This window comes from Burkholderia sp. LMU1-1-1.1 (genome assembly GCF_040675865.1).
Taxonomy (GTDB): domain Bacteria; phylum Pseudomonadota; class Gammaproteobacteria; order Burkholderiales; family Burkholderiaceae_D; genus Rugamonas.
Genome location: NZ_JBEGHG010000021.1, coordinates 18,342 through 34,258, shown reverse-complemented (window position 1 = coordinate 34,258; position 15,917 = coordinate 18,342). Strand labels below are relative to the sequence as shown.

Annotated in this window: 16 protein-coding genes; 13 read left to right on the top strand and 3 right to left on the bottom strand. The window is 65.6% G+C overall.

All coding sequences use genetic code 11. The annotated features are described in order from the left end of the window. The first annotated feature begins 28 nt into the window (after positions 1 to 28). From MRBLMU1_RS17910 to MRBLMU1_RS17855, 12 genes are all read left to right on the top strand, one after another. Positions 29 to 568: a pilus assembly FimT family protein gene (locus tag MRBLMU1_RS17910; protein WP_363503784.1), complete on the top strand. Its 540-nt coding sequence runs from the start codon at positions 29 to 31 to the stop codon at positions 566 to 568. After that, complete coding sequence (locus tag MRBLMU1_RS17905; RefSeq protein WP_363503782.1) at positions 558 to 1,199, top strand: type II secretion system protein; 642 nt, start codon at positions 558 to 560, stop codon at positions 1,197 to 1,199. The genes MRBLMU1_RS17910 and MRBLMU1_RS17905 overlap by 11 nt, the downstream gene beginning before the upstream one ends. 4 nt (positions 1,200 to 1,203) lie before the next feature. After that, positions 1,204 to 2,133, top strand: coding sequence for a type II secretion system protein (locus MRBLMU1_RS17900; RefSeq protein ID WP_363503780.1), 930 nt, complete (start codon positions 1,204 to 1,206; stop codon positions 2,131 to 2,133). Continuing rightward, entirely contained in the window at positions 2,130 to 2,591 is a 462-nt protein-coding gene (locus MRBLMU1_RS17895; RefSeq protein ID WP_363503778.1) for an agglutinin biogenesis protein MshP, read from the top strand. Before MRBLMU1_RS17900 ends, MRBLMU1_RS17895 begins: the two co-directional genes overlap by 4 nt. A 136-nt stretch (positions 2,592 to 2,727) precedes the next feature. Continuing rightward, positions 2,728 to 3,672 carry a pilus assembly protein PilM gene (locus tag MRBLMU1_RS17890; RefSeq protein WP_363503776.1) on the top strand — a complete coding sequence of 315 codons (945 nt, stop codon included), beginning with the start codon at positions 2,728 to 2,730 and terminating at the stop codon, positions 3,670 to 3,672. Beyond that, positions 3,669 to 4,382 (top strand): MSHA biogenesis protein MshI, encoded by a 714-nt coding sequence (locus tag MRBLMU1_RS17885; protein WP_363503774.1) that lies wholly within the window; start codon positions 3,669 to 3,671, stop codon positions 4,380 to 4,382. The genes MRBLMU1_RS17890 and MRBLMU1_RS17885 overlap by 4 nt, the downstream gene beginning before the upstream one ends. Beyond that, positions 4,379 to 5,128 (top strand): hypothetical protein, encoded by a 750-nt coding sequence (locus tag MRBLMU1_RS17880; protein ID WP_363503772.1) that lies wholly within the window; start codon positions 4,379 to 4,381, stop codon positions 5,126 to 5,128. Before MRBLMU1_RS17885 ends, MRBLMU1_RS17880 begins: the two co-directional genes overlap by 4 nt. After that, positions 5,113 to 5,502 (top strand): MSHA biogenesis protein MshK, encoded by a 390-nt coding sequence (locus MRBLMU1_RS17875; RefSeq protein ID WP_363503770.1) that lies wholly within the window; start codon positions 5,113 to 5,115, stop codon positions 5,500 to 5,502. Before MRBLMU1_RS17880 ends, MRBLMU1_RS17875 begins: the two co-directional genes overlap by 16 nt. 10 nt (positions 5,503 to 5,512) lie before the next feature. Then, entirely contained in the window at positions 5,513 to 7,306 is a 1,794-nt protein-coding gene (gene mshL, locus MRBLMU1_RS17870) for a pilus (MSHA type) biogenesis protein MshL (RefSeq protein WP_363503768.1), read from the top strand. Positions 7,307 to 7,308: 2 nt separating this feature from the next. Continuing rightward, positions 7,309 to 8,211 (top strand): ExeA family protein, encoded by a 903-nt coding sequence (locus MRBLMU1_RS17865; RefSeq protein ID WP_363503766.1) that lies wholly within the window; start codon positions 7,309 to 7,311, stop codon positions 8,209 to 8,211. Then, on the top strand, positions 8,208 to 9,341 hold the full coding sequence (locus MRBLMU1_RS17860; RefSeq protein WP_363503764.1) for a tetratricopeptide repeat protein: 1,134 nt from the start codon (positions 8,208 to 8,210) through the stop codon (positions 9,339 to 9,341). The genes MRBLMU1_RS17865 and MRBLMU1_RS17860 overlap by 4 nt, the downstream gene beginning before the upstream one ends. A gap of 258 nt (positions 9,342 to 9,599) precedes the next feature. Next, a complete protein-coding gene (locus MRBLMU1_RS17855; RefSeq protein ID WP_363503762.1) occupies positions 9,600 to 12,386 on the top strand; it encodes a beta strand repeat-containing protein in 2,787 nt (928 codons plus the stop codon). A gap of 27 nt (positions 12,387 to 12,413) precedes the next feature. Here the strand turns inward: MRBLMU1_RS17855 and MRBLMU1_RS17850 are convergent, their stop codons facing one another. From MRBLMU1_RS17850 to MRBLMU1_RS17840, 3 genes are all read right to left on the bottom strand, one after another. After that, the gene (locus MRBLMU1_RS17850) at positions 12,414 to 13,370 is read right to left on the bottom strand and encodes an HD-GYP domain-containing protein (RefSeq protein WP_363503760.1); all 957 of its coding nucleotides are present in this window, start codon (positions 13,368 to 13,370) and stop codon (positions 12,414 to 12,416) included. A 13-nt stretch (positions 13,371 to 13,383) separates the two neighbouring features. Beyond that, complete coding sequence (locus tag MRBLMU1_RS17845; RefSeq protein WP_363503758.1) at positions 13,384 to 14,562, bottom strand: pyridoxal phosphate-dependent aminotransferase; 1,179 nt, start codon at positions 14,560 to 14,562, stop codon at positions 13,384 to 13,386. A gap of 69 nt (positions 14,563 to 14,631) precedes the next feature. Next, on the bottom strand, positions 14,632 to 15,081 hold the full coding sequence (locus MRBLMU1_RS17840; protein ID WP_363503842.1) for a putative toxin-antitoxin system toxin component, PIN family: 450 nt from the start codon (positions 15,079 to 15,081) through the stop codon (positions 14,632 to 14,634). Between the two features lie 46 nt (positions 15,082 to 15,127). Here MRBLMU1_RS17840 and yaaA point away from each other — a divergent pair, with 46 nt between their 5' ends. Further along, entirely contained in the window at positions 15,128 to 15,898 is a 771-nt protein-coding gene (gene yaaA / locus MRBLMU1_RS17835) for a peroxide stress protein YaaA (protein WP_363503756.1), read from the top strand. Positions 15,899 to 15,917 lie beyond the last annotated feature (19 nt).

Genomic DNA, 15,917 nt, shown 5'->3' with positions numbered 1-15,917 from the left:
CTGTCACTCACCGGTAACCGGCTTCACTATGGTCGAACTGGTGACTGTGATAGTCGTCATGGGCATCCTCGGCGCGATCGGCGCCTCACGGTTTTTTGATGGCGATACGTTCGCCGGGCGCGCTTATTCCGATCAGGCCAAGTCCTTGATCCGCTACGCGCAGAAGCTTGCCATTGCGCAAAACCGGCAAGTTTTTGTCATGGCAACGCCAGCTAGATTGGCCGTGTGTTTTAGCGCCAACTGCAACACCGCCGCCGCTCTGGCCTTCGCGCCGGGCGGCATCAATAGCGGCAGCACTGCGACCCGCGCCGCCTGCACGCAGGCCGGCAACTATGTGGCCAACTGGATGTGCGAAGGCACGCCCGCCAGTGTGGCGGTGGCCGGTACGCCTGCTAGCGGGGTGTTCTTCTTCGACCCCATGGGCCGTCCGTTCAATATTATCGATCCCTCAAACGCTGTCGTTCCGCCCAATTCGGTGAGCTTTGTCGCGCCGATGACGCTGAGTTTCTCCAGCGGCACCAGCGCTTTCCAATTTACAGTGGAAGCCGGGACCGGTTATGTCCATTAAACGCCAACGCGGCCTCACGATCATCGAGCTGGTGATGTTCATGGTTATCATGGGCGTTGCCGCCGCCGGTATCATCGGTGTTCTGAACCTCAGCACCAAGTCCAGTGCAGATCCGCTGCGCCGCAAGCAGGCGATGCTGATCGCCGAAGCCTACATGGAGGAAGTGCAATCGGCCGGCCTCACCTTTTGCGCGCCCACCGATGCCAACTATGGTGCGGCAACATGTGCTACGCCCGGCGGAGTCGCGGCGTTTGGCCAGCGTCCGGCCGGCGCGCCGCGTCCCTATGCCAGCGTCGCCGATTATGCGACGGCCCCGGGCGTTGAAGAGCGCACGTTCGCCGGTGCGGACGGGGTGGATCGGGACGTGAACGGTCGAGCGCTGGGCCGGGATCAGAACCTCAACACGATGGGCAACAGCTCGCTGGGCCCGATTACGACGACGGTGGAACTCAATGTGCTGGGCCCTGCCGGCTCGCCGAATGGTAATGGCGCGCTCGGGCCAAACGGCCGCAACATCGTCTCGGCGGCCAACAACCTGCAGGTATTGAAGATCACCATCCGAACTACATACGGCCCCGGCGAAATAATTCAGCTGGACGGCTACCGCACGCGGTATGCGCCAACCAATTAATTCCATGAGAACCAGCCTTCGACATTTGCGGCATTTTGCGGCTCGCCAGCGTGGTTTTACGCTGGTGGAGGCGATCGTCGTCATGGTCATCACCGGCATACTGGCTGGCATCATGGTGCTGTTTATTCGTCGTCCGGTGCAGAACTACACCGATGCCGCCGCACGTGCCGAGCTCAGCGACGCCGCCGATCTGGCGTTGCGCCGTATGGCACGCGAACTGCGCACCGCTTTACCCAACAGCGTGCGCCTGACGGTTAACAACGGTGTCTGGTGGCTGGAGTTTATCCCTACTATATCGGGCGGCAAGTATGTGTCGATCGAGGACAATGCAGGGGGCGGCGCGACGCCGTTGAGCTTCACGAGCGCTATCGCAGCGCCGTTCAATGTGATTGGCCCGATGCCAACGCCAGCGCTGACTTTTGCGCCGGGCGGCGCGAATAATTATATTGTCATCTATAACCTCGGTCCGGGCTTTGCCGGCGCGAACGCCTACGCGCGTGACAATCTTGCGCGGATCACCGGTGTCGCTGGCCGCACCATTTCTTATGAACGGTATCAGAATGGCGACGCGTTGGGGAATGGCCGCAATGTATTCGCGGAACAGGCTAGTCCGAACCAGTCGCCCGGCCAGCGTTTCCAGGTTGTGACGGAGCCTGTGACATTCCGCTGCGAGGGATTCGCGAACGGCAGAGGTACGTTGAGGCGGTCCGTTGCATCCAACTTCTTCGCAGTCCAGCCCACCCCCACAGCGAATGCCGGTGATCTCATGGCAAACAATGTGGTCGGTTGCGATTTTTCCGTCAATGCCATCGGCAACCAGCAGAGCGCGCTAATAGGTTTGAATCTCGCGCTGGGCAGGCCGGACGTTAACGGTGGCAACGCCGTGGAAACCGTCACCCTGAGTCATCAGATCCACGTGGACAATACGCCATGAAGCTGCGGATGATAAGAAAATCGGCCGGAGTCGCGCTTGTCACGGCCATCTTTCTGTTGGTGGTGCTCGCCGGGTTGGCTGTGGCCGTTGTGTCGCTGACGACCTCGCAGCAAGCCAGCGCCTCGCAAGACGAGCAGGGGGCGCGCGCGTACTTGGCGGCGCGGGCGGGAATGGAATGGGCGCTCTTTGCTAGCTTGCAGCCAAGTGGTGGACTGGTCTGCCCCACAGTCGTGAGCTTCGGCTTGCCTGCTGCCACGTTAAGCGCCTTTACGGTGACGGTGTCTTGTAATGCAGTTCCGGCGCCAGGGTACGGCAACGCTGATCCAACCCTGCCCGATTCGACCGCCGGCGGCGTTAGGGTCAGAGTCACCGCTTGCAACCAGCCCGCAAATAATGCCTGCCCCAACAACGCGCCAGGCCCCGATTATGTACAGCGCGTCATCGAGGCGCAGCTATAAAGAAACAAGCCACATGACAATGTGTGTGTTTTTGTGGCATTACTATTAATTTTTGGCAAACGAGTGGTGTAACTTGAATATAATCAATCAACTAGCGCGTAAACCTCGTGTGCTGGTAACCATTTAGGTCGCTGGTATGGGATTCCTCAAAAGAAGCAAAAAAAAGGATGGCTGGCTGACCGTCTCGTTCCAACGCGACGGCATCTGCGCTGGCCGCGTGCAGCGCGTGCGCGACGCCAAGGCAGTGGTCGAGCTGTCGTCGTTTTATCCGTCCAACGCCAGCCTGTCGGCAGAGTCGCTGGAAAAGGTGAGCAAGGATTTGAAGGCCGCCAATTTCCTCTTCGGCACCATGCTGAGCGGCGGCGAGTACCAGATGCTGACCGTCGACGCCCCCAACGTCCCGCAGGATGAATTGAAAACGGCGGTGCGCTGGCGCTTGAAGGATATGCTCGACTTCCACGTCGACGACGCCACCATCGACGTGCTCGATATTCCGGTCGACCCGAACGCGCCGTCGCGCTCGCATTCCATGTTCGCCATCGCCGCCCGTAACGCGCTGATCCAGTCGCGCCAGGGCCTGTTCGCCGAGGCGAAGATCGAACTGAACGTCATCGATATCCCTGAAATGGCGCAGCGGAACATCTCTGCGTTGCTGGAAACCGAGGGCAGGGGCCTGGCCATGCTGTCGTTCGACGACGGCGGCGGCCTGTTGACGATCACCTTCAAAGGCGAGCTGTATCTGTCGCGCCGGATCGACGTGACCCTGCCGCAGTTGCTGGAACCGGACACCGACAAGCAGCAAACCTGCTTCGACAAGATCACCCTGGAGCTGCAGCGTTCGCTCGATCACTTCGACCGCCAGTTCAACTACGTCAACGTGATCAAGCTGCTGCTGGCGCCGACCGGCGCGCAGGGCTTGCACGAGTATCTGGCGGCGAATCTGTACATGCCGGTCGAGGCGATGGGGCTGGAGGACGTGTTCGATCTGAGTAAAGCGCCGGCGCTGCTGGACGTCGAGCAGCAGCAGCGTTTCTTCCTGACGTTGGGCGCGGCCCTTCGGCACGAGGAGGTGGTGCTGTGAGCCAGCAGATCAATCTGTTCAACCCGATCTTCCTCAAGCAGAAGAAGGTGTTCACGGCCTTGCCGATGGCCGAGGCGCTGGGCGTGATCGTCGCCGGCGCGCTGCTGCTGACGTGGTACGCCGGCCAGCGTGTGGCCGACCTCGAACGTTCCGCCGCGTCGGGCAAAACTTTGCTGGCCGACCGCGAGCGCCGCTTGGTGGAGGCCAACAAACAGTTCGCGCCACGCCAGAAAAGCGCCACCATCGCGACCGAGGTTGCCCAGGCCGAGGCGGAATTGCGGTCGCTGCAACAAGTGGAATCGGTGCTGCGCGACGGCACGCTGGGCAACGCGGCCGGCTATGCCGAGTATTTTCGCGCGTTTTCGCGGCAGAACGTTAGCGGGCTGTGGTTGACGGGCGTGTCCATCGTCGGCGCCGGCAACGACATCGGCGTGCAGGGACGCGCCATGCAGCCGACCTTGATACCGGCCTATATCGCCCGCCTGAAGTCGGAGCGGGTTATGCACGGCAAAAGTTTCGCCAGCCTGGATATTTCCCGGCCGGACGCGCAACTGATGCCGGCCGCCGCGCCGTCGACCGCTACCGGTCCGGCAGTCGCCGGTGCCGCCGCTCCGACGCCCGCGCCGGCACCGGCCGCACCGGTGGCGACCACGGCGCCGTTCGTGCAATTCAGCTTGCAGTCGACCGCGGTGGCGAGGACCGAACAATGAAGCAGCAACTGCAACAGCAATGGCTCAAGCTGAGCACCAAGCTGGACGCGATGACCCTGCGCGAGCGGGCGATGGTGTTCGTGGCGGTGACGGCGGCGATCCTGTTCATGATTTACACGATGGCGGTCGAGCCGATGCTGGCGAAGCAAAAACTGCTGCTGGCGCAGATCAAGCAGCAGCAAAACCAGATCGCCGGCATCGACATGGAAATCACGGCCAAGGCGCAAGGCTTCAATCTTGATCCCGATGCCCAGGAGCGCGCCAGGTTACAAACGGCGCGGGCCGAGATCGACCGCATCAGCGCCGGCCTGCTGGCCGTGCAAAAGGGACTGGTGGCGCCGGAGAAGATCGCGCCGCTGCTGGAAAACCTGCTCAGCGGCCACGGAAAATTACGGTTGATGGCGATGAAGACCTTGCCGGTGACCGGCATGAACGAGAGCTTAGCCGCATCCGCGCCGCCGGTGGCCGGCGGCGCCGCGCAGATCTCCGCGCCAGTCCAGCCGAATCAGCCAGCCCAGCCGGCCGCTGCCGCTGCCAAACCGCGCGAGCTGCTGTACCGGCACGGCGTGGAAATCGTCTTGCAGGGCAGCTATCTGGACATGATCAGCTACATGGCCGCGCTGGAGGCATTGCCGGTGCAACTGTTCTGGGGCAAGGCCAGCCTGGACGCGCAGCAGTACCCGAACTCGCGCCTGACCTTGACGCTTTACACGCTGAGTCTGGATCAGAAATGGATGAAACTATGAGCGCCATCGTGCGACATGCCTGGTTGGCGGCCGCGCTGTCGGCGCTGGTGCTGGCCGTGCCGTCGGCACGAGCGCAGACCCTGGCCGATCCGACGCAGCCGCCGCCGGAATCGCGCCTGCTGGCGCCGGGCGCCGCCGATGCGCCGGTGGCCAGTGCCGGCCCGCGATTGCAGTCGATTCTGATCGGCACGCGCGGCCGCGAGGTGGCGGTGATCGACGGCCAGACCCTGCGCAAGGGCGACAAGATCAATGGCGCGGTGCTGGTCCAGATCGGCAAGAATCAAGTGGTGTTGCAACACGGACGGGCGAAACAGGTGTTGACCCTGTTCCCCGACACCGGGACGGGCTCGAAGACGCCCGTTCATCAACGTTAAACGAATGCATATGCAAAAAATACTGACCATCGCCATCCTGACGACGCTGCTGCTGAACGGCTGCTCGACGCCGCCCAAGCGCGATACCTACAACAAGATCAACGCCGAGGTCGACACGGCGCTCAAGGCCAAACCGCCGGCCGCCGCGCAGGCCGACGCCGTGGCGAGCGCCTTACTGCCACCCGCGTCGCAGCTGGCCGAGCAGTTGCCGAAGGCGCGTGCGGTGCTGGAGGAACGCTTCAACGTGTCGTTCAACAACGTGCCGGTGCAGCAGTTCTTCAATTCCATCGTGGCCGGCACGCGCTACAACATGCTGATCAATCCGGATGTGACGGGCACCATCACCGCCAACCTGAAGGATGTGACGCTGGTCGAGGCGCTCGACGCGGTGCGCGAGCTGTACGGCTACGACTACAAGATAGAGGGCACGCGCATCTACATCCGTCCGCTGACGATGCAGACCAAGATGTTCAAGGTCAATTACCTGACGGCGATCCGCAAGGGCGTGTCGAGCCTGCGCGTGTCGTCGACGTCGGTGGCCAACGCCGGCACCAGCAACAGCGGTTCGCAAAACAATTCGGGTAACAATAACAATTCGAACAACAGCAACAACAACGATAACTCGGGCAACAACGGTAACAACGGCAACAATTCCGGCGGCAACCAGACCCAGAGGGACGCGGCCAACGTGCAAACCACATCCGGCAGCGATTTCTGGCTGGAGCTCAAGACGGCGCTCGAGGCGATCATCGAAACCGGCAAAGATGGCCGCAGCGTGACCATCAGCCCGCAGTCGGGCGTGATCGTGATCCGCGCCATGCCCGATGAGCTGCGCAATGTCGACCAGTATCTGCGCGCGACCCAGTTGTCGGTCGACCGCCAGGTGATCCTGGAGGCGAAGATCCTCGAGGTGGAGTTGAACAGCAACTTCCAGAGCGGCATTAACTGGGCCGCCTTCGGCAAGCTCAGCACCAACAGCCGCATCTCGGCCGGGCTGGTGCAGCCGGGCACGTCGTTGACGCCGCTGGGCGTGAGCGCCACCGGCTCGCTGACCAGTTCCGGCCCCGCCGGCACGGTGGCCGTGCCTGGGGCCTCGATCGGCGCCGTGTCCGACGCGGTCGGCTCGCTGTTCGGCCTGGCGTTCCAGACCAGCAATTTCGCGGCGCTGATTTCCTTCCTCGAAGGGCAGGGCACCGTGCACGTGCTGTCGAGCCCGCGTATCGCGACGCTGAACAATCAGAAGGCGTTGCTCAAGATCGGCACCGACGAGTTCTTCGTCACCGGCATCAGCACCACGACTACCACCAACGGCAACGGCAGCGGCATCACCACGCCGACGTTGACCTTGCAACCGTTCTTCTCCGGCGTGGTGCTGGACGTGACGCCGCAGATCGACGATCACGGCAACATCATCCTGCATGTGCACCCGTCGGTGAGCCAGGTGTCGACCGTCAACAAGGGCGTCAATCTGGGCACCCTGGGTAACTTCAGCCTGCCGTTGGCGGCGTCGTCGACCTCCGAGATGGACAGCATGGTGCGCGGCCAGGACGGCCAAGTGGTCGCCATCGGCGGCCTGATGCGCCAGGCGACGACGTCGGACCGTTCCGGCGTGCCCGGCGCCAGCGACATTCCCGTGGTCGGCGCGCTGTTCCGCGCCACCGGCGAGGTGATCCAGAAGCGCGAGCTGGTGGTGCTGATCAAGCCGACCATCGTCGAATCGAGCTCCGACTGGAACCAGGACTTGCTCGACAGCAGCCGCCGCATCAAGGAGCTCGATCCGCGCCGCGCCAGGGAGCGCAATTAATCATGTACAGCAAACACTTCGGCCTGCGCGAGGCGCCATTCAGCATCACGCCGGACACCAGCTATTTCTTCACCAGCCCGCACTCGCAGGAGGCGCTCAACACCCTGCTGGTCGCCGCCAAGAGCGGCGAGGGCTTCATCAAGATCACCGGCGAGGTCGGCACCGGCAAGACGCTGCTGTGCCGTAAGTTCATCGCCACGGTCGGGCCGGAGTTCGTCACCGCTTATATTCCCAATCCGTACCTGGAGCCGCGCACCCTGATGCTGGCCCTGGCCGACGAACTGGAGGTGACCCTGGCGCGCGATGTCGACCAGCACCAGATGCTCAAGTCCATCACCTATCGCCTGATCGAACTGGCGCACGCCGGCAAGCAGGTCATGCTGTTGCTGGACGAAGCGCAGGCGATCCCGGTGGAGAGCCTGGAGGCGCTGCGGCTGTTGAGCAATCTGGAGACGGAAAAGCGCAAGCTGTTGCAAATCGTGCTGTTCGGCCAACCTGAGCTGAACCAGCATTTGCAGGCCAATTCGATCCGCCAATTGGCGCAGCGGATCACCTTCCATTACCACCTCGGCCCGCTGAGCCGGGACGACATCGAATACTATCTGGCGCACCGGCTGCGCGTGGCCGGCTATACCGGCGGGCGGCTGTTCAGCCGTGGCGCGATCGGCAAGTTGTTCCGCGCCAGCGGCGGCATTCCCCGGCTGGTCAACATCATGGCCAACAAGTCGCTGATGCTGTGCTTTGGCGAGGGCCGGCAGCAGGTCACGCGCCGCCACGTCAAGCTGGCGGCGCAGGACACCAACGGCGTCGTCGGCGCGCGCCCCGGCGTACGCTGGCCGTGGCTGGCCGCCGGCGTCAGCGTGCTGGTCGCGGCCTGCGGTTTGACATGGGCGCTGACAAAATGAGCCTGATCAATAAAATGCTGCAGGATCTGGACAAGCGCGGCGGCGCCGGCGACGGCGCGGTCCACTCCCAGGAATTGAAGGCGGTACCGGCGCCGGAACGCGACCGCCGGCCGATGATGCTGGCCGGCGCGGGCGTGGCGGCGGTAGCCGTGCTGGCCGCGGGCGGCTGGTATGGCTGGCAGTACTGGCAAAGCCATCGCGCGCCGCCGGCGCCGGTGCCGAAAGTGGTGCTCAACCAGCCTCCGCCGGGCGCAGCGAGCGCGCCGCCGCCTGCGCATGTGGCCGAGACGGCCAAGCCGGTGGCGCCGGAACTGGCGGCGGCGCCCGCGCCGACCGCCGAGCCGACCGCCGAACCCGCACCGAAATCCGCCGGGCCGGCGCAACTTGACGGCCGGCCGGCCAAGTCTGTGCCGGCACGGGCCGCCGCCACGCCGCCGTCCGGCAGCGTGGCCGTCGACAACGCCGTCGCGTCGGAACCGCGCCGCCCCGCGCCCGACAGCGAGGCGCACCGCCCCGAGCGTAAGCCGGCCCAGGCCGAAGGTGTCAGCCGGCGCGAGCTCACACCCAAGCTCGAATCCGACGGCGCCTACCGCCGCGCGCTGGTGGCCTTGCAGGAGGGGCGCCTGAGCGTGGCGATGGCCGATCTGGAACGCGCGCTGGAGATCGATCCGCGCAACGAGGCGGCGCGTCAAACCTATGTCAGCCTGCTACTGGAAAACAAACGAACCGACGAGGCGATCCGCCAGTTGCGCCTGTCCTTGGGCATCGATCCGCGCCAACCCGGGCTGGCGATGGTGCTGGCGCGGCTGCAACTGGAACGCGGCGGTCCGGCATTGGAAACGCTGATGGCGACCCTGCCATACGCCGGCAACAGTGCCGATTATCTGGCCTTCCTGGCCGGCGTGCTGCAACGCGAGCAGCGTCACGCGGAGGCGGCCCGCTACTACCGCGACGCGCTGCAACTGGCGCCTGGCAACGGCGTCTGGTGGATGGGGCTGGCAATTTCGCTGCAGGCCGACCAGCACCTGCCCGAGGCGCGTGAAGCCTACACGCGGGCGCGCGCGGCCACCGGCATAACGCCGGAACTGCTGGCCTTCATCGACCGCAAGCTGGAGCAACTGGGGCGCTGAGCGGCCCGCAGGGCTGATGGAGACGATGGACGAGCAATCGCCGCTCGCGAGGCTGATTACGCACGACCGGGGAAGAAAAAGCTGCGGGCCGACCGGCGCTTTTGCGCCGTGTGAGGCGCTGGAACCACGTAAAAAGATAATTTCGTGACATTGTAAATTTTATAATCAAAATAAGTTAAGATGGCAATATTGACAATGCCAACGGGCTGGCGCCTACGTCCGCCCGTATCTCTTAAAACACTTATTGGGGTTAGATTAATGAATACAACGACGTCACGGACATCCTCAGTCAAACCTTCGCGCTACATCGCCGGCATCGCGCCGCTGCTGTTGTCTCTGGTGGTTAGCCAGGCGTACGCGCTCGACCGCACGGTGACCGGCGCCAACGGGGTGGTCGGCACGCCCGGCACGACGACAGCGCCCAACGGCGGCAAAGGGGGCGCGGCGCCAGACCTGACCGACACGTCGCTGACCGCCGGCGCTTTCAACCGCTTGACCTTGACCGGCGGTAACGGTGGTAACGGCGGCACCGGCCTGCAGGGCGCGGTGCTCGATCCGGACAGCCCCGATTGCCGCGATTTCGGTATTTGCCAGTACGGGCCGAGCGGTCTCGGCGGCAACGGCGGGGCGGGGGCCGGTGCGACCGGACGCGTCAACACGGCCTCGGTGGCCGGCAGCGCGACCGCCGAGGCGAACGTGTTCGGCGGCAATGGCGGCCACGTGGGGGCGGGGGACCAGTTTTACTTCAACATGGACCCGACCCTGAGCAACGGCGGCGCCGGCGGCAACGCCTCCAGCGTCGCCAACGGCGTTTCCGTGTCCGGCGCGGTGTCGGCCAAGGCCTACGCGACCGGCGGCAATGGCGGCGACACGAACGTGTTGTTTGCCGGCCGGGGCGGCGACGGCGGCAAGGCCACGGCGCGCGCGTCGGCGACCTCCGTCACGGGCAACGTGTCGGTGCTGGCGCAGGCGACCGGAGGCAATGGCGGCAGCGCCAACAACTTCTACGCGCCGGCGGGAGCCGGGGCGGCTGTCTACCTGGAGAACATGGTGGCGGGCGCGACCCGTGGCGCGCTGTCGCTGCTGCAGCACGCGATAGGCGGCAACGGTGGCGAGGTCAACCTTGGTGGCGGCGGCGGTCCGCCGGACCTGCCGGTCCAAGCCGCCAACAACGCCGGCGGTAACGCCGGATCGGTGCTCAAGCTGAGCGACGGCCGGGCCAGCGCGCTGAAGGCCACCGTCACCGCCAAGGGCGGCAACGCCGGCGGCTACAGCGAAACCGCGGCGGCGGCCGCCGGCACGGCCCGCGCCGAACTCTCTCTGACGTCGACCCGGGCCGGCGCTGACGTCGAGGGCAATGTGAAGGCCACCGGCGGCGACGTCACCGGTTGGGTTTGGCGCGCGCTGGGCGGCGACGCCGGCGGCGCCACCGCCATCGCCAAGCTGACCGGCAAGGCGGCGGTGACCGGATCGGCCGAGGCCCTGGGCGGGCAGTACGGCGGCTCGGGCGGCGCCGGCGCCACCAGCCTGTTGACCATCGACGCCGGCGGCCTGGCGACGGGCACCGCGCGCGCGGTGGGCGGCGAGATGGGCGGCACCTACCATGGCTGGGAATACCGCGACGGCGACGCCAGCGCCACCCTGGAACTGGTCGGGGCCGGCGCCAGCGGCGCCAGCTACGCCCGTGGCGCCAACGCCAACAGCAGCGTGACCGTCACCACCACCGGCGCGCGCGCGGTCAACGTGGAGTCGAGGGCGATCGCCGGCCTTGGCGACGCGTCCTGGTCGCGCGGCCACTACGGCGACGCCAGCGCGCGCACCGTCGTCAACGCGGGCACCACGGGCGGCACGGCCGCCGTGACGGCCGGCGCCTACGCCATCGGCAGCGGCGCCAGTCAAAACGCCTTCGCCGACCTGCGTATCAACACCGGCGGCGATATCACCGGCACGGCGCAGGCGGACGGCGGCGTGTTTTACTACATGTACACCGAAAGCGGCCGCGCCGAGGCCAGCGCCAGCGGCGCCACCAGCGGCGCGCACAATGTCACCTTGACGGCGCTCGCGCGCAACACGTTCACGCCGCAACCGGGCCAGAACATCTACGCCCCCGCCACCGCCACCGCGTATGGCGCCTCGGGCAGTGGAGTGGTCACCGTCGCGGCCCAAGCCTTGAGCGGCATGAACTACAGCACCAGCCCCTACCTGTCCTCGGCCCGCGCCATCGCGCAGACGTCGGCGCTGGGCGGCGTGAGCCACGCCACCGCCCGCGCCAGCGGCGAGCAGATGGGAGCGCTCGCCATCGCGACGGCCATCGGCGCCAAGGGCGCCCCTGTCGCTTTTTACGCTAACGCGACGGGCGGCTACGCGCAGGGCACGTCCGTGGCATCGAGCCGCTTCGACGCGGCCGGCTTCGCGCTGACCGCCGGCAACGGCTCGGTCGGCGACAACCAGCTGTTTTCCTATGCCGGCGCGGCCCCGGCCGGCGGCGCGGCCGCCCTCGGTTTGAGCGCGGCGGCGGCGGCGGCCATGCCGGAGCTGTACGGCGTCGGCATGCACGGCGCCTCGGGTGGCGACGATCCGTCGCAGCCGTCGCCGGCGCTGGGCGCCAACTCCACGTCGTTCAGCTTCGTGTCGGCGGTCGACCAGCATTTGCTGATCGCGTTCCTGGGCGCCGGCGGCACCGGCTTCGACACGCTCGACCTGTCGATCAGCAGCCACGGCACCTTGCTGTTCAGCCAGTCGTTCACGTCGCTGAGCGACGCCAACCTGTTCTTCACCGGCCGCGTGCTCGACCTCGGCTTGTTCGGCGCGGGCGAGCAGGACATCCTGGTAAGCTCGTCGCTTGCCGGCGCGGCCTACGGCTATGCGTTCAACTATGTGCTGGGTGGGGGCGGCCTTGGCGGTCTCGGCGGCATCGGCATGCCGACCTCCGGCGCAGGCGTCTCGGCCGTTCCGGAAGAGTCGAGCTGGATGATGATGATGATCGGTCTGAGCGGACTGGTGATCGTGGCGCGGCGCCGCAAGTCGGCCGCCGCGCGCGCTTAACTGACGTTAAGCGCTTGAGGCCGGCCGTTACAGGCTGGCCTGCGGGCCCCAGATCTGCTTCATGCTGAAGCGGATCGCGGCCTGGTCCTCGCTGAGCGCCTCGGCGATGACGTGGCGGTCGCCGGCGGCGCGACGCTGTTCGGCCGGCGGCAGCGCCGCGCCGGCCGCGTCGCGCAGGCAGTGCACGTGCAACTCGTCGCCGCCGGCCAGCCGATGGCTGACGACGCCGATCTCGCCGGTGGCCAGCCGCACCAGGCAACCGGGCGGAAAGTCGCCCAGTTCGCGCTGGAAGTGCAAGGCCAGCGCCGGATCGACCGGCGAGTCCTTGTCGTCCATCAGATTGCGCAGTGCCTGGTCCGGCAGCACCGAGCGCCGGTAGTTGCGCGCCGACACCTGCGCGCAATAGCGGTCGGCCAGACTGAGCAGCTTGGCGTTGAACGTCACCTGCGGGCTGGCGATGCCGGCCGGGTAGCCGCTGCCTTCATCGTTTTCATGGTGCAGCAGCACGCACGAAATCCATTCCTCGTCCTCGATGCCGGCGCACTTGAGCAGGTCGACGCTGTCCTCGGGGTGGCGGCGCACGATGGCCATCTCCTCCCTGCTCAGGCTGTGCTTGTTCTGGAAGCTCTCGTGGTGGCGCAGCATGCCGACGTTCATCGTCAGCGCGGCCGCCGTGACGGTCAGGGTGTCGGCGTCGGTCTTGCCGAGGCTGCGCGACATGACGACGGTGACCACCGCCGTCTCGATGCAGTGGCGCACCGCGTAGCTGCCGGCGATCTGGCACAGGAAGATGCAGGCGAGCGCGACGTCGGGATTGAGATCGACCGCGCGCACCACCTCGCGCGCGATGTCGCGCAGTTCGCTTTCCGCGTCGTGCTCGTTGCGCAGGTTTTGCAGCAGCCGTTCCAGCCGGCGGTTCGATACGTTGAGCTGGTGCAGCACCGACGGCGGCGCCGTCTCCAGTTGGGTGGTATCGGCCATCATGGTTGTCCCCGATTTAAACTTTGCCCAGCCGCTCCAGCGCGAGCGCCAAGGTCTCATCTTTTTTGGCAAAGCAGAAGCGCACGATGCCGGACTCCTTGCCTTGCTGGTAAAACGCCGACACCGGTATCGCCGCGACCTTGATCTCGGTGGTCAGCCACTCGGCGAACTCGGCCTCGGTCTGGGTCGAGATCTTGTCGTAGCGCACGCACTGAAAATAGGTGCCGTCGGCCGGCAGCAGTTCGAAGCGGGTGCCGGCCAGGCCGTCGCGGAACAGGTCGCGCTTGCGCTGGTAGAACGCCGGCAATTCCAGATACGGTTTCGGATCGGCCATGTAGCTGGCCACGCCGTGCTGCATGGGCGTGTTGACGCTGAAGACGTTGTACTGGTGTACCTTGCGGAACTCGGCCGTCAGTCCGGGCGGCGCGGCCACGTAGCCGAGTTTCCAGCCGGTGACATGATAGGTCTTGCCGAAGCTGGAGACGACGAAGGCGCGCGCGGCCAGCTCGGCGTGGCGGCACACCGACTCGTGGCGCTGGCCGTCGTAGACCATGTGTTCGTAGACTTCGTCCGACAGGATCAGGATGTTGGTGCCGCGCACGATGTCGGCCAGTGCGTGCATGTCGGCGCCGCGCAGCACGCTGCCGGTCGGGTTGTGCGGCGTGTTGATGACGATCAGCCGCGTCTTGCCGCTGACGGCGGCGGCCACCTTGGCCCACGGCACCGTGTAGCCGGCCGCGCCCATCTCCATCTGCACGCCGACGGCCACGCCGCCGGCGAGATTAATCGCCGGCACATAGCTGTCGTACACCGGCTCGATGACGATCACCTCGTCGCCCGGATGCACGCAGCACAGGATGGCCGTGGTCAGCGCCTGCGTGGCGCCGGCGGTGACGGTGATGTCGGTGTTGGCGTCGTACTCGTGGCCGTAGAGGGCGGCGATCTTGGCGACGATAGCGTTGCGCAACACCGGCGCGCCGCTCATCATCGGATACTGGTTGAAGTCGGCCTGCATGGCGTCGGTGACGGCCTGCAGCAGGCTGCGCTCGCACGAAAAATCGGGGAAGCCCTGGCCCAGGTTGACGGCGCCGGACTGCGCGGCCAGGGTCGACATGCGCGTGAAAACGGTGGTGCCGACGGCCGGCAGGCGGCTGGTCAGCAAGGGTGTCGACGGAAGATCGTTGCGGCTATTCATGGCGGCTGTAGAGTGAACGGATGACCTTATTCTAGCTCAGCGAGCGCGCTTTGGTGTTGCGTAAAAAATCTATCGTTCCAGCCGCCACGCCTCCGGCACGACGACCTTGAACATGCCGGCCTTGGCCAGCCGGCGCGCCAGTTTGAGCAGCGCCTTGTCCTTGGTGATGAGCACCTCGGCGCCGGCGTCGCGCGCCACCTCGAGGAACTTTTGATCGTCCTTGTCGGTGCAGACCGGCAGGCGAATGCCGGACTCGGCCGGCGCGACCACCTTGATCAGCGCGTCGAAGCGCGCCGCCGCCAGCGGCCGGCTGGCCTCGTCGAGCGGCAGGTGCGCATAGTGCAGCACGATGTTGTATTCGTCGCGGCAATCGGCGCGCGTGACGGCCTCGACGGCGCCGCTTTCGAGCGCGGCCAGCAGGTCGGCCCAGCGCGGATCGTGGAACACGAACAGGTCGAGGCAGACGTTGGTGTCGATGACGATGCGGGCCGGTGCGGGATTTGTTGGAACAGGTATCATGTCGGTAGTCGTATTCATGTGCTTATTTGAAATTTTCTGGAACCATATGCTGATAGTGCTTTCGCCCGCCAAAAGTCTCGACCTGGAGACGCCCCCGACCACCAAGCTGCATTCCCAACCCGCTTTCCTCGACCACTCGGCGCAACTGATAGAGCGCCTGCGCGAATTTTCGCCGGTGCAGATCGGCGAGCTGATGGATCTGTCCGACAACCTGTCGGCGCTCAACGTCGCCCGTTACGCGTCGTGGACGCCGGACACCGCCGAGGGCCGCCAGGCCGTCATGGCCTTCAACGGCGACGTCTACGGCGGGCTGGAGGCGCGCACCCTGACGCCGAAGCAACTGGACTACGCGCAATCGCGCATCCGCATCCTGTCCGGGCTGTACGGCATGCTGCGCCCGCTCGACCTGATCCATCCGCACCGGCTCGAGATGGGCACGCGCCTGAGCAACCCGCGCGGCAAGAACCTGTACGAGTTCTGGGGCGACACGATCACGCGGGCGCTGAACAAAACCGCCGGGGAGCAGGGCGCCGGGACCCTGGTCAACCTGGCGTCCGAGGAATATTTCAAATCGGTCAAGCCCAAGCTGCTGGAGGTGCCGGTGATCACGCCGCAATTCGAGGACTGGAAAAACGGCAAGTATAAAATCATTTCCTTCTACGCCAAACGGGCGCGCGGGCTGATGGCGCGTTACGCCGCCGTCAAGGGCATCACCGATCCGCAGAAGCTGAAGAAGTTCGATGTCGACGGTTACGCTTTCGACAAGAAGGATTCGAGCGACAGCACCTGGATTTTCCGCCGCAGGGTCGCCGCGTAAAACCGGGTAAAGGCGCCGG

Excerpts from the sequence above, each read along its gene's own strand:
- MRBLMU1_RS17910 (WP_363503784.1), top strand. The coding sequence starts at position 29 with ATGGTCGAACTGGTGACTGTGATAGTCGTCATGGGCATCCTCGGCGCG.
- MRBLMU1_RS17905 (WP_363503782.1), top strand. The coding sequence starts at position 558 with ATGTCCATTAAACGCCAACGCGGCCTCACGATCATCGAGCTGGTGATG.
- MRBLMU1_RS17900 (WP_363503780.1), top strand. The coding sequence starts at position 1,204 with ATGAGAACCAGCCTTCGACATTTGCGGCATTTTGCGGCTCGCCAGCGT.
- MRBLMU1_RS17895 (WP_363503778.1), top strand. The coding sequence starts at position 2,130 with ATGAAGCTGCGGATGATAAGAAAATCGGCCGGAGTCGCGCTTGTCACG.
- MRBLMU1_RS17890 (WP_363503776.1), top strand. The coding sequence starts at position 2,728 with ATGGGATTCCTCAAAAGAAGCAAAAAAAAGGATGGCTGGCTGACCGTC.
- MRBLMU1_RS17880 (WP_363503772.1), top strand. The coding sequence starts at position 4,379 with ATGAAGCAGCAACTGCAACAGCAATGGCTCAAGCTGAGCACCAAGCTG.
- MRBLMU1_RS17875 (WP_363503770.1), top strand. The coding sequence starts at position 5,113 with ATGGATGAAACTATGAGCGCCATCGTGCGACATGCCTGGTTGGCGGCC.
- mshL (WP_363503768.1), top strand. The coding sequence starts at position 5,513 with ATGCAAAAAATACTGACCATCGCCATCCTGACGACGCTGCTGCTGAAC.
- MRBLMU1_RS17865 (WP_363503766.1), top strand. The coding sequence starts at position 7,309 with ATGTACAGCAAACACTTCGGCCTGCGCGAGGCGCCATTCAGCATCACG.
- MRBLMU1_RS17860 (WP_363503764.1), top strand. The coding sequence starts at position 8,208 with ATGAGCCTGATCAATAAAATGCTGCAGGATCTGGACAAGCGCGGCGGC.
- MRBLMU1_RS17855 (WP_363503762.1), top strand. The coding sequence starts at position 9,600 with ATGAATACAACGACGTCACGGACATCCTCAGTCAAACCTTCGCGCTAC.
- MRBLMU1_RS17850 (WP_363503760.1), bottom strand. The coding sequence starts at position 13,370 with ATGATGGCCGATACCACCCAACTGGAGACGGCGCCGCCGTCGGTGCTG.
- MRBLMU1_RS17845 (WP_363503758.1), bottom strand. The coding sequence starts at position 14,562 with ATGAATAGCCGCAACGATCTTCCGTCGACACCCTTGCTGACCAGCCGC.
- MRBLMU1_RS17840 (WP_363503842.1), bottom strand. The coding sequence starts at position 15,081 with ATGATACCTGTTCCAACAAATCCCGCACCGGCCCGCATCGTCATCGAC.
- yaaA (WP_363503756.1), top strand. The coding sequence starts at position 15,128 with ATGCTGATAGTGCTTTCGCCCGCCAAAAGTCTCGACCTGGAGACGCCC.